General features: G+C 68.5%; 8 protein-coding genes. 6 read left to right on the top strand and 2 right to left on the bottom strand.

The features are described 5' to 3' along the window. Nucleotides 1-493: 493 nt before the first annotated feature. The 3 genes from VV867_RS14450 to VV867_RS14440 are packed head-to-tail and all read left to right on the top strand — an operon-like array spanning nt 494 to nt 2,955. Nucleotides 494-1,504 (top strand): GlxA family transcriptional regulator, encoded by a 1,011-nt coding sequence (locus VV867_RS14450; protein WP_328566757.1) that lies wholly within the window; start codon nt 494-496, stop codon nt 1,502-1,504. A gap of 25 nt (nt 1,505-1,529) precedes the next feature. Further along, the gene (locus VV867_RS14445; RefSeq protein WP_328566756.1) at nt 1,530-1,772 is read left to right on the top strand and encodes a DUF1272 domain-containing protein; all 243 of its coding nucleotides are present in this window, start codon (nt 1,530-1,532) and stop codon (nt 1,770-1,772) included. Nucleotides 1,773-1,785: 13 nt separating this feature from the next. Then, complete coding sequence (locus VV867_RS14440; protein WP_109934694.1) at nt 1,786-2,955, top strand: MFS transporter; 1,170 nt, start codon at nt 1,786-1,788, stop codon at nt 2,953-2,955. A gap of 362 nt (nt 2,956-3,317) precedes the next feature. Here VV867_RS14440 and nfuA read toward each other — a convergent pair whose 3' ends face one another. Beyond that, nucleotides 3,318-3,902: a Fe-S biogenesis protein NfuA gene (nfuA, locus tag VV867_RS14435; protein ID WP_089390328.1), complete on the bottom strand. Its 585-nt coding sequence runs from the start codon at nt 3,900-3,902 to the stop codon at nt 3,318-3,320. Between the two features lie 170 nt (nt 3,903-4,072). Then, nucleotides 4,073-6,361 carry a fatty acid cis/trans isomerase gene (locus VV867_RS14430; RefSeq protein WP_328566755.1) on the bottom strand — a complete coding sequence of 763 codons (2,289 nt, stop codon included), beginning with the start codon at nt 6,359-6,361 and terminating at the stop codon, nt 4,073-4,075. Nucleotides 6,362-6,536: 175 nt separating this feature from the next. On the opposite strand from VV867_RS14430, the gene metH reads away from it, so the two are divergent. The 3 genes from metH (at nt 6,537) to VV867_RS14415 (ending at nt 12,291) form a co-directional block, all read left to right on the top strand. Further along, complete coding sequence (gene metH / locus VV867_RS14425; RefSeq protein WP_328566754.1) at nt 6,537-10,229, top strand: methionine synthase; 3,693 nt, start codon at nt 6,537-6,539, stop codon at nt 10,227-10,229. Nucleotides 10,230-10,250: 21 nt separating this feature from the next. Continuing rightward, nucleotides 10,251-10,601: a 50S ribosome-binding protein YggL gene (locus tag VV867_RS14420; RefSeq protein WP_109934805.1), complete on the top strand. Its 351-nt coding sequence runs from the start codon at nt 10,251-10,253 to the stop codon at nt 10,599-10,601. Nucleotides 10,602-10,965: 364 nt separating this feature from the next. Further along, entirely contained in the window at nt 10,966-12,291 is a 1,326-nt protein-coding gene (locus VV867_RS14415; protein WP_328566753.1) for an MATE family efflux transporter, read from the top strand. The last annotated feature ends 9 nt before the right edge of the window (nt 12,292-12,300 follow it).

Here is a 12,300-nt window from a genome sequence, read left to right as displayed (position 1 = left end):
CGTCGTCGGGCATCGGTGTTTGGGCTAACGGCGGATAACCGCGAACGGTTATTCGCCCTACGAGTTTGCCGGCTGACTCTGCGTTATCCGACAGCTCGGGACAGCCCCCTCTCCCTTCAGGGAGAGGGTTGGGGAGAGGGAGCGGACTTCGCCCACGCACCTCTGCCACCCCTGACGCCGTCCCCCCTCCCTAACCCTCCCCCGCAAGCGGGAGAGGGGACCGTCCGGCGTGGTGGGAAACCACGAAGCTCCCGGACTCCCCGTAGGGCGCATAACGCCTACGGCGTTATCCGCCGAATCGCGGACAGAGTCCGCTCCTACGGTTCCAGGAAGCACAGCCGTAGGAGCGGACTCCGTCCGCGATTGAACTCCCAGGCCGCGCTGGGCCCTCCGGGAGCCCCGGCAAACGATTGGCAAGATCCGTGGGATACCTGGCATTGCCGCCACACCCCGCCAGGCGCACACTCCCGACAAACCCCGGGAGCCATCCGCCATGCCCGCCACCCGCCGCATCGCCAGCCTGATCTACCCCGACGTGATGAGCCTGGACGTCACCGGCCCGCTGCAGGTGTTCGCCTCGGCCAACGTCGAGCGCCAGCGCCAGGGCCTGCCGGCGCCTTACCAGTTGCTGGTGCTGGGCGAGAACGAAGGCCCGGTGGCCACCTCCGCCGGCCTGCGTATCTGCGCCGACGCCGCCTGGGGTGACACGGATGCCACCGGGCTCGACACCCTGCTGGTGCCCGGCGGCCTGGGCGTGGAGGCACAGTGCGCCAATGCCGCGCTGCTGGCCTGGCTGCGCGTCGCCGAGGGCCAGGTGCGGCGCCTCGGCTCGGTGTGCTCCGGCGCCCTGTTGCTGGCCGCCGCCGGGGTGCTCGACGGGCGCACCGCCACCACCCACTGGGCCGACGTCGATACCCTGCGCGCGTGCCACCCCGCGGTCCAGGTGCAGGGCGACCGCCTGCACACCTACGATCCCAGCCGCCGCGACGGCGACGACCACGTGTTCACTTCCGCCGGGGTCACCGCCGGCATCGACCTGGCCCTGGCGCTGGTGGAGGCCGACCTCGGCCGCCCGCTGGCCCTGGCCGTGGCCCGGCGCCTGGTGATGTTCCTCAGGCGCCCCGGCGGCCAGGCGCAGTTCAGCGCCTGGCTGACCCCGGAGCCGGTGCGCGCGCCGCGCCTGGCCGCGCTGCTGGAGTGGATCCCGGCCAACCTCGGCGCCGACCTGTCGCTGGAAGCCCTGGCCGAGCAGGCCTGCATGAGCCCGCGCACCCTCTCGCGGGTGTTCATCGGCGAGTTGGGCGTGGCGCCGGGGCGCTACGTCGAGAAGGTCCGCCTGGAAGCCGCCCGCGCCCTGCTGCAGGACGCCCGGGCGTCGATCGCCACCGTGGCCCGGCTGTGCGGCTTCGGCCACCCGGAGAACCTGCGGCGCACCTTCCACAAGCACCTGGCGGTGAGCCCCCAGGAATACGCCGAACGCTTCGGCCAGCACGCCGACGCCTGATCCCCCCAGCCAGAAGGACCTCGCCATGCTCGAACTGCGCCCCACCTGCGAATGCTGCGACCGCGATCTGCCCGGTGACAGCCCGGACGCGCGCATCTGCACCTTCGAATGCACCTTCTGCCGCAACTGCGCCGAAGACGTGCTCGGCGGCCAGTGCCCGAACTGCGGCGGCGAGCTGCTGCAACGGCCGCGCCGCCCGGCCGACGCGCTGTTGCGCCACCCGGCCTCGACGCAGCGGGTGCTCAAGCCCGGCGGCTGCCAGGGTTGAGGGCGCGGACATGCTGCTACTGCGCAACGGCGCGCTGCGCCTGCTGTTCCTCGGCCAGGCGCTGTACTGGTCCTGCTCGCTGATCGGCATCACCCTGACCTCGCTGATCGGTGCGCAACTGGCGCCGCTCAACAGCCTGGCCACCCTGCCCCTGGCCCTGCTGGTGCTGGGCAACCTGCTGGCGGTGCAACCGTTGTCGCTGTTCATGCAGCGCCACGGCCGCCGCCCCGGGCTGATGCTGGGCGCCGCCGGCGGCGTGCTCGGCGGGCTGGCCTGCGCCCTGGGTGTGCAGCTCGGCTCGTTCGCCCTGCTGTGCCTGGGCGCCTTGCCCATCGGCGCCTACCAGGCTTCGGCCATGTACTACCGCTTCGCCGCGCTGGAGGCGGTGGGCGAGGCCGAGAAGGGCCGCGCCAGCGCCTACGTGATCGGCGGCGGCGTGCTGGCCGCGCTGCTGGCGCCCAGCCTGGCGCTGTGGGCCCGGCAGGCGCTGCCCACGCCCTTCGTCGGCGCCTACCTGGCCATCGCCGCACTGGCGCTCGCTGGCCTGCTGCTGATGGCGCGGCTGCGCGAAGGCGCCGCGCCGCGCCCGCCCCATGGCGGCCTGGCGGCGATGCGCGCGCTGCTCGGCCGGCCGCTGGTGCGCGCGGCCATGGCCTGCACCGCCGCCGGCCACGGGCTGATGATCCTGATCATGAACGCCACGCCGCTGGCCATGCAGTTCTGCGGGCTGTCGCTGGAAAGCTCGGCGAGCGTGATCCAGTGGCACATCCTCGGCATGTTCCTCCCGGCCTTCGTCGCCGGCCCGCTGGTGGACCTCCTGGGCAGCCGCCGCGTGGCCCTGCTCGGCATCGCCCTGCTGGCGGCCAGCGCCGGCGTGGCCCTGGCCGGGCTGGACCATGGCCACTTCCTGGCCAGCTCGCTGCTGCTGGGCATGGGCTGGAACCTGATGCTGGTGGCCGGCACCACCCTGCTCGGCGAGGGCCATGGCGCGGAGGAACGCGGCCAGGCGCAGGGGCTGATGGAACAGGGCAACAGCCTGATGGCGGCGCTGATGTCGTTCAGCTCCGGCGCGCTCATCACCAGCCTGGGCTGGAGCGCGGTGAACCTGCTGGTGTGGCCGGTGCTGGCATTCGCCCTGGCGCTGCTGTGGCCGGCGCGCAAACGGCAGCCGGCCAGCGCCTGAGCCACGGTATTCCTCCCCCCGTAGGAGCGGACCTTGTCCGCGATAGCCGGCCATCCCGGCGCGATTCGCGGATGAGATCCGCTCCTACGCTGCCCCCACCCGCGCCATTCCCATTGTAGGAGCGCGCCCTGCGCGCGAATCGCGGGCACGTACAGGCAAGCTTGCTCGCGAACAAACGCGGTGCCATGCGGTTCGCGAGCAAGAACTAGGCGTCCCCCTCGCTCCTACGAAGAGCACGGCCGCGGGGGCTTTTGTAGGATGGGTTGAGCGAAGCGATACCCATCACCGCGACCGCGTGCAACACTGCCACGCGCACAAAAAAGCCGCCCCGAGGGGCGGCTTTTTGTCGAAACACCCACCACTCAGTAGTAGGCGTTTTCCTTGTTGCTGTGGTCGGTGACGTCGCGCACGCCCTTCAGTTCCGGGATGCGTTCGATCAGGGTCTTCTCGACGCCGTCCTTGAGGGTCATGTCGACCATGCCGCAGCCCTGGCAGCCGCCGCCGAAGCGCAGCACGGCGATGTTGTCCTCGACCACCTCGACCAGGCTGACCTGGCCGCCGTGGCTGGCCAGGCCGGGGTTGATCTCGGTCTGCAGGTAGTAGTTGATGCGTTCGTTGATCGGGCTGTCCTCGTTGACCATCGGCACCTTGGCGTTCGGCGCCTTGATGGTCAGCTGGCCGCCCATGCGGTCGGTGGCGTAGTCGACGACGGCGTCTTCCAGGAAGGGCTCGCTGATGCCGTCGATCCAGGCGGTGAAGTCCTTCAGGCCGACCGGGGTGTCTTCCGGCTTCTGCTCGCCCGGCTTGCAGTAGGCGATGCAGGTTTCCGCATACTGGGTGCCCGGCTGGGTGATGAAGACGCGAATGCCGATGCCCGGGGTGTCCTGCTTGGCCAGCAGTTCGGCCAGGTAACCCTGGGCAGCTTCGGTAATGGTGATGGCGCTCATGGCAACTCCTCGCAAACGTGGGGGCAGTTTACGCCATTCGCCCCGCCCGGATAAAGCCCTACCAAATTAGTAGGAATAGTTCGCAAGTAGCGGCTTCAGGCGGCAGGCTCCAGGCCGCAGGCTTCAAGCCGCTCTTGCCTGCCGCCTGTAGCCTGCAGCCTGCCGCCGCCTCAAAGGTTTTCGTAGCGATTCATGTCCAGAACCCCCGCCTCCACCGGCTCGGTCTCGCGCAGGTAGGCGTCGAGGTCGTGGAAGTAGGACCAGAACTGCGGGTGGCTGCGGCGGATGCCCCAGCGCTCCACCACCTTGTCGAAGTCTTCCTGGCTCTGCACCCGCTCCAGGGCCGTGACGAAGTCGCCGGCCTCCTCCGCCTTGAGGTCGAACATGAAGTTCGGGTAGCTGGAGAGCACGCCCGGGTAGATGGTCAGGGTGTCCAGCCCCGGCTGGTAGCGCAGCGACTCGCCGAGCATGAAGGCGACGTTGCTGTGGGCGCGGTTGCGCAGCGCCGTGTAGATCTCGCGTTTTCCGCCGGGCAGTTCGACGCGCAGGATGGTCGCCTCGGGGAACTGCTCGATCACCTTGAGCCCCGCCGCCGGGCGGCTGACCAGGCGGCTGAAGGCCTGTTCGGCGTCCTGCAGCGCTCGCGCGACCTTCGGCCGGTAGCAGCCGCCATCCTGGCACAGGTTGATCGGGTCGGGCCGCGCGTCGAGGCTGGCGTAGCGGTTCAGCAACTGGACGGCGAAGGCGTTCCTGGCGCCCTTCTCCGGCAGGTCCAGGCCGGTGGGCGCGTCGTTGTCGAGGTTCTGGTAGTCCAGCCACATCTTCAGCCTGCCACTGTTCTGGTACCAGTCGTCGAGCAGGTGCGCGCGCGCGGCCACCGGCATCAGGCGCAGGAAGTTCTGCTCGGCGCCGTTGCGGATCAGGTCGAAGTACAGCCGCGTCTGCGCCTGGTGCGAGACGTTGCCGTAGACGTCGAAGTTGACCACCAGTTGGTAGTAGGTGCGTTCCAGCAGCGGGTAGTCCATCCACCACAGCGTCTGCGGGATGCCGCCGATCAGGCCCTTGCGCACCGAGGCGCTGTCGTACTGGCGGAAGATCGACAGTAGCGCGTTGTCGTTGCCGTGCCAGATGTCCGCCCAGGTCGGCGCCGGGGCGTCCTCATAGGCGTCCAGGCGCAGCGCCTCGTATTCGTTGCGCTTGTCGCGGTAGCTGGTCCATTGCTGGAGCATCTGGCCCATGTCGTCGATCTGCCCGGGCAGGCCGAGCAGCGGCGTGGCCTTGGCCCGGTAGGCCGGGTCGGTGACGTAGAGGTCGTGGGCCGGGTCCTGGAAGATGGCCCAGAAGTTGTCGCGGATCACGTCGGTGGCGATCTGCCCGCGGCACACCGGGCCGCGGATGAAGGTGCGGACGAAGTACTCGGCGTTGTCCAGCATGAACTGGTAGCGCGAGCGCGGCGGGATGGCGGCGAAGGTCTCGAAGGGGTTGGCGCGGTGCTGCAGGCCGTAGCCGGGCACCTTGTCGGCGGTCCAGGCGTCGGCGAAGAACAGCTCGCGGGTGTGCGCCAGCCTGGCCGGGCTCAGCGGGTAGGTGATGTGGGTCTTGTGCACGATCACGCCCTGGATCGGCCACAGGCGGTAGTAGAAGGCCGCCCCGGGGTCGTCGTTGGGCCGCCGCGTGGCGATGGGGTCGATGGGCTGGCCGCTGGGCGTGCGCGAGCGCACCAGCTGGAAGAAGTGCCCCGGCGCGCCCTGGTCCTCGAAGTACAGGTGGGCGAGGAACAAGTGCTCGTAGAGCCAGCGCGAAACCAGGCTCTCGCGGGCGCCGGGCTGGTTCAGGAAGCGCTCCCATTCGCCGATCTGCTGCGCCTCGCCGGCGCCGGGCTGCCAGGCCTGCTCGTCCACCGGCGCGCCCTCGGCCAGCCATTTCTTCAGGGTGGCGTACTGCGCATCGCTCAGGCCGGTGACGGCGAAGGGCATGCCGCTGCGCGGGTTCTTCTGCACGAAGTCGTCGATGCTGTCCGGCGTCGGGCACTGGTTGCTGCGGTTGATCGACAGGTCCAGGCCCTCGGGGATCTTCGCGTTGGGCACCAGCGGGTGGGCGTGGCCCAGGTCGAGCATGCGCTGCATCAGCGCGGCCTGGCCGCCGCGGGCGTCCAGCACCGACCAGAAGTCCTTGCGCCGCCAGGCGTCGGCGCCATGGGCATCGAGGAACAGGCGGGTGGTTTCCTGGGCCCTGGTGCGCGTGCCGTCGTACACCGGCAGCTTGTTGGCGCCGCGCTGGGCGCCCTCGGCGGCGCTCAGGTTGAGCTGGCACGGCGAGTCGTAGCAGGCGTGGCAGGCCACGCACTTCTCGGTGAAGATCGGCTGTATGTCCTTGCTGTAGGAAATGCCGGCCGCCTGGGCAACGGCTGAAAGCAGCATGAACGCAATGGTCAACGCGAAGGATGCGCGCAAGGACATCTGGTACTCCCTACCTCGTGAATAGGCGGATTCTAGCGGCTCCGCGGGCGTTTGCGGCCAACCGATGGCCGGTCCAACATGAACCGAGCTCATGTAAAAGGCCGGTCAGCTCAAATCCCCTGCAGGTTTGCTATCATCAGCGACCCTTTGTCACGCCCTTTTCCAGGTAGTTCCCATGTCCGACCGTGCCGCCCGCCAGCAAGCCCTGCAGAAAGCCCTGAAGGAGCGCATCCTCATCCTCGATGGCGGCATGGGCACCATGATCCAGAGCTACAAGCTGCAGGAAGAGGACTACCGCGGCACCCGCTTCGCCGACTGGCCGAGCGACGTGAAGGGCAACAACGACCTGCTGCTGCTCACCCGCCCGGACATCATCCAGGCCATCGAGAAGGCCTACCTGGACGCCGGCGCCGACATCCTCGAGACCAACACCTTCAACGCCACCCAGGTGTCCCAGGCCGACTACGGCATGGAAGCGCTGGTCTACGAACTGAACGTCGAGGGCGCGCGCCTGGCCCGCGAAGTGGCCGACGCCAAGACCCTGGAGACCCCCGACAAGCCGCGCTTCGTCGCCGGCGTGCTGGGCCCGACCAGCCGCACCTGCTCGATCTCCCCGGACGTCAACGACCCGGGCTTCCGCAACGTCACCTTCGACGAGCTGGTGGAGAACTACAGCGAGGCCACCCGCGGCCTGATCGAAGGCGGCGCCGACCTGATCCTGATCGAGACCATCTTCGACACCCTCAACGCCAAGGCGGCGATCTTCGCCGTGCAGGGCGTCTACGAGGAACTCGGCTTCGAACTGCCGATCATGATCTCCGGGACCATCACCGACGCCTCCGGCCGCACCCTGTCCGGGCAGACCACCGAGGCCTTCTGGAACTCGGTGCACCACGCCAGGCCGATCTCCGTCGGCCTGAACTGCGCCCTGGGCGCCAAGGAACTGCGCCCGTACCTGGAAGAGCTGGCGACCAAGGCCGACACCCACGTCTCCGCCCACCCCAACGCCGGCCTGCCGAACGCCTTCGGCGAGTACGACGAGACCCCGGCGCAGATGGCCGAGGTGGTCGAGGAGTTCGCCGCATCCGGCTTCCTCAACATCATCGGCGGCTGCTGCGGCACCACCCCGGCGCACATCGAGGCCATCGCCAGGGCCGTGGCCAAGTACCCGCCGCGGGTCATCCCCGAGATTCCCAAGGCCTGCCGCCTGTCGGGCCTGGAGCCCTTCACCATCGACCGCAGCTCGCTGTTCGTGAACGTCGGCGAGCGCACCAACATCACCGGCTCCGCCAAGTTCGCCCGGCTGATCCGCGAGGAGAACTACGCCGAGGCCCTGGAAGTGGCCCAGCAGCAGGTGGAAGCCGGCGCCCAGGTGATCGACATCAACATGGACGAGGGCATGCTGGATTCGAAGGCGGCCATGGTCACCTTCCTCAACCTGATCGCCTCCGAGCCGGACATCTCCCGCGTGCCGATCATGATCGACTCCTCCAAGTGGGAGGTGATCGAGGCCGGCCTGAAGTGCATCCAGGGCAAGGGCATCGTCAACTCGATCTCGATGAAGGAAGGCGTCGAGCAGTTCAAGCACCACGCCCGCCTGTGCAAGCGCTATGGCGCCGCGGTGGTGGTGATGGCCTTCGACGAGGCCGGCCAGGCCGATACCCAGGCGCGCAAGGAGGAAATCTGCCAGCGCTCCTACGACATCCTGGTCAACGAAGTGGGCTTCCCGCCGGAAGACATCATCTTCGACCCGAACATCTTCGCGGTGGCCACGGGCATCGAGGAACACAACAACTACGCGGTCGACTTCATCAACGCCTGCGCCTACATCCGCGACAACCTGCCCTACGCGCTCACCTCGGGCGGGGTGTCCAACGTGTCCTTCTCGTTCCGCGGCAACAACCCGGTGCGCGAGGCCATCCACTCGGTGTTCCTCTACTACGCCATCAAGAACGGCCTGACCATGGGCATCGTCAACGCCGGCCAGCTGGAGATCTACGACGAGATTCCCAAGGAGCTGCGCGACAAGGTCGAGGACGTGGTGCTCAACCGCAGCCCGGACGCCACCGAGGCCCTGCTGGCCATCGCCGACAACTACAAGGGCGGCGGCGCGGCCAAGGAAGTGGAAGACGAGGAATGGCGCAGCCATAGCGTCGAGAAGCGCCTGGAGCACGCCCTGGTCAAGGGCATCACCACCTACATAGTCGAAGACACCGAGGAATGCCGGCAGAAGTGCGCACGGCCCATCGAGGTCATCGAAGGCCCGCTGATGAGCGGCATGAACGTGGTCGGCGACCTGTTCGGCGCCGGCAAGATGTTCCTTCCGCAGGTGGTCAAGTCGGCCCGCGTGATGAAGCAGGCGGTGGCCCACCTGATCCCCTTCATCGAGGCGGAAAAGGGCGACAAGCCCGAGGCCAAGGGCAAGATCCTGATGGCCACGGTGAAGGGCGACGTGCACGACATCGGCAAGAACATCGTCGGCGTGGTGCTGGGCTGCAACGGCTACGATATCGTCGACCTGGGCGTGATGGTGCCGGCAGAGAAGATCCTGCAGACCGCCATCGCCGAGAAGTGCGACATCATCGGCCTGTCCGGGCTGATCACGCCGTCGCTGGACGAGATGGTCCACGTCGCCAAGGAAATGCAGCGGCAGAACTTCAGCCTGCCGCTGATGATCGGCGGCGCCACCACCTCCAAGGCGCACACCGCGGTGAAGATCGACCCGCAGTACAGCAACGACGCCGTGGTCTACGTCACCGACGCCTCGCGCGCGGTGGGCGTGGCCACCACCCTGCTGTCGAAGGAAATGAAGCCCGACTACGCCCGCAAGCTGCGCGAGGAGTACGCCGAGGTCCGCGAGCGCACCGCCAACCGCAGCGCGCGCACCGAGCGCCTGAGCTACGAGGCGGCCATCGCCGCCAAGCCGCAGTTCGACTGGGCCGGCTACCAGCCGCCGGTGCCCTCCTTCACCGGCGTGAAGGTACTGGAGGACATCGACCTGGACGTGCTCGCCGAGTACATCGACTGGACGCCCTTCTTCATCTCCTGGGACCTGGCCGGCAAGTACCCGCGCATCCTCACCGACGAAGTGGTCGGCGAGGCCGCCACCAGCCTGTTCAACGACGCCCAGGCGATGCTGCGCAAGCTGATCGACGAGAAGCTGATCCGCGCCAAGGCCGTCTTCGGCTTCTGGCCGGCCAACCAGGTCAACCACGACGACCTGGAGGTCTACGCCGACGACGGCCACAAGCTGGCCACCCTGCACCACCTGCGCCAGCAAACCATCAAGCCCGACGGCAAGCCGAACTTCAGCCTGGCCGACTTCGTCGCGCCCAAGGGCAGCGGCGTGAAGGACTACGTCGGCGGCTTCATCACCACCGCCGGCATCGGCGCCGAGGAAGTGGCCAAGGCCTACGAGGCCAAGGGCGACGACTACAACGCGATCATGGTCAAGGCCCTGGCCGACCGCCTCGCCGAGGCCTGCGCCGAGTGGCTGCACGAGCGCGTGCGCAAGGAGTACTGGGGCTACCAGCCGGACGAGCACCTGGACAACGATGCGCTGATCCGCGAACAGTACGTCGGCATCCGCCCGGCCCCCGGCTACCCGGCCTGCCCGGACCACACCGAAAAGGGCACCCTGTTCCAGCTGCTGGACCCCAAGGGCCTGTCCGGCGTCACCCTCACCGAACACTACGCCATGTTCCCGGCGGCCGCGGTCAGCGGCTGGTACTTCGCCCATCCGCAGGCGCAGTACTTCGCCGTGGGCAAGGTCGACAAGGACCAGATCGACGCCTACAGCGCCCGCAAGGGCCAGGACGTGGCGGTCAGCGAACGCTGGCTGTCGCCGAACCTGGGCTACGACGCCTGATCCGCCTTCCAGGAGCGAAAGATGAAATACCTCACCCCCGAACAGATGGAAAAACCGCGCAAGCGCCGCCTGCGCAAGAAACTGCGCCTGGCCGAGTTCCAGGAACTGGGCTTCAGCCTGGAAGTGCACTACAGCGGTGACCTGGACGAAGTGCTCGACCAGTGGATCGCCTTCGTCGAATCCCAGGGCTGGCTGTTCGTCGGCGGCGCCACCGAGGACGGCGAGTTCACCGGCTACCTGTGCCGGAACGCCGTCGGCAGCCTCGACGAAGCCGACCGCGAGACCGTCCGCCAGTGGCTGCAGAGCCAGGCCTGGTGCACCTCCTCCGAACTGGGCGAGCTGAGCGACTGCTGGCACGGGTTGCTGGACTGAGGCAATCGCGGACGGAGTCCGCTCCTACGGGATATATGCCGTGCCCATCGGCAACCTGTAGGAGCAGGCCCTGCCTGCGATTTCGCGCGCAGGGCGCGCTCCTACAGGGGAATGGCATGGGTGGGGCGGCGTAGGAGCGGATCTCATCCGCGAATCGCGCCGATACGTTCAGCTATCGCGGACAAGGTCCGCTCCTACACCATCCCGAAGGAAAGCGTCAGCCGTCGCCGGACCCGGGCCCGCGCGACGACCGAGCGGGCAACGCCGGCCGCCTTACGCTAGGCTTTGCTGCGAGGGGCTCGGTCACCGGCGCGCCGTCGCCCTCGACCAACAATCGCCGGATCACCTGCAGTTCGGGGACGCCATGCTAGAGCGCGAGCGCCTTCGCAATATCCTCTGCCTGGGGCTGCCGATCATCGGCGGCATGCTCAGCCAGAGCCTGCTCAACCTGGTGGACGCCGCCATGGTCGGGCACCTCGGGGAAAAGTCCCTGGCCGGCGTGGGCATCGGCAGCTACGCCAATTTCGTCGCCATCTCCCTGGTCATGGGCCTGGGCGCCGGCGTCCAGGCGCTGGTGGCGCGGCGCCGCGGCGAGGGCCGCGACGGCGACCTGGCCACCCCGCTGAACTGCGGCCTGCTGGTGGCCCTGGGCCTGGCCCTGCCGATCGCCCTGGTGTGCCTGCTGTTCGCCGAACCCGTCGTCCGCCTGCTGTCCCACGACCCCGAAGTGCTGGCCGTGGGCGTGCCCTACTTCGAATGGCGCGCGCTCTCGGTGCTGGCCGTGGGCCTGAACTTCGCCTTCCGCGGCTACTGGAACGGCACGCGGCGCTCGGGCACGTACATGCGCACCCTGGTGGTGATGCACCTGGCCAACGCCGCCATCAGCTACAGCCTGATCCACGGCCTGTTCGGCCTGCCGCGCATGGGCGCGGTGGGCAGCGGCCTGGGCACCACCCTGGCGCTGTACCTGGGCTCGGCGATCTACGCCTGGATCACCTGGCGCGACGCCAGCCCCCACGGCTTCCTCGCGCGCCTGCCCAGCGAGCGGGAAATCCGCGTGATGCTGCGCCTGTCGCTGCCCAACTCGCTGCAGCAGTTCTTCTTCGCCGCCGGCATCACCCTGCTGTTCTGGATCATCGCCCAGGTCGGCACCCGCGAGCTGGCGGTGGCCCACGTGCTGATCAACCTGGCGCTGTTCCTGATCCTGCCCGGCATCGGCCTGGGCATGGCGGCCACCACCCTGGTCAGCCAGTGCATGGGCGAGGGTGACTTCGACAGCGCCCACCGCTGGGGCTGGGACGTGGTCAAGGTCGCCGCCTGCGGCCTGGCGCTGCTGGGCACGCCGTTCTGGATGTTCCCCGAGGCGATCCTGCGGCTGTTCGTCAGCGACCCGGCGCTGATCGAGCTGGGCCGCGTGCCGCTGATGTTCACCGGGCTGGGCATGGTCATCGACGCCACCGCCCTGGTGCTGACCCAGGCGCTGCTCGGCGCCGGCGCCACGCGCACGGTCATGGCGGTCAGCCTGGGCAACCAGTGGCTGTTCTTCCTGCCCCTGGCCTACCTGGTCGGCCCGGTGCTGGGCGGCGGCCTGCTGGCGATCTGGAGCATGCAGATCCTGCAGCGCGGCCTGGCCTCGGCGATCTTCGCGGTGATGTGGCAGAAACGCCAGTGGACGCAGATAGAACTCTGAGGCCGGCTA

The organism is Pseudomonas sp. JH-2 (assembly GCF_036231725.1).
Taxonomy (GTDB): Bacteria; Pseudomonadota; Gammaproteobacteria; order Pseudomonadales; family Pseudomonadaceae; genus Pseudomonas; species Pseudomonas delhiensis.
This window is presented reverse-complemented; position numbering and strand designations above follow the sequence as displayed.

Bases quoted from the DNA above. Each gene is read 5' to 3' on its own strand.
- VV867_RS14430 (WP_328566755.1), bottom strand. From the start codon at position 6,361: ATGTCCTTGCGCGCATCCTTCGCGTTGACCATTGCGTTCATGCTGCTT.
- VV867_RS14420 (WP_109934805.1), top strand. From the start codon at position 10,251: ATGAAATACCTCACCCCCGAACAGATGGAAAAACCGCGCAAGCGCCGC.
- VV867_RS14450 (WP_328566757.1), top strand. From the start codon at position 494: ATGCCCGCCACCCGCCGCATCGCCAGCCTGATCTACCCCGACGTGATG.
- nfuA (WP_089390328.1), bottom strand. From the start codon at position 3,902: ATGAGCGCCATCACCATTACCGAAGCTGCCCAGGGTTACCTGGCCGAA.
- VV867_RS14415 (WP_328566753.1), top strand. From the start codon at position 10,966: ATGCTAGAGCGCGAGCGCCTTCGCAATATCCTCTGCCTGGGGCTGCCG.
- metH (WP_328566754.1), top strand. From the start codon at position 6,537: ATGTCCGACCGTGCCGCCCGCCAGCAAGCCCTGCAGAAAGCCCTGAAG.
- VV867_RS14445 (WP_328566756.1), top strand. From the start codon at position 1,530: ATGCTCGAACTGCGCCCCACCTGCGAATGCTGCGACCGCGATCTGCCC.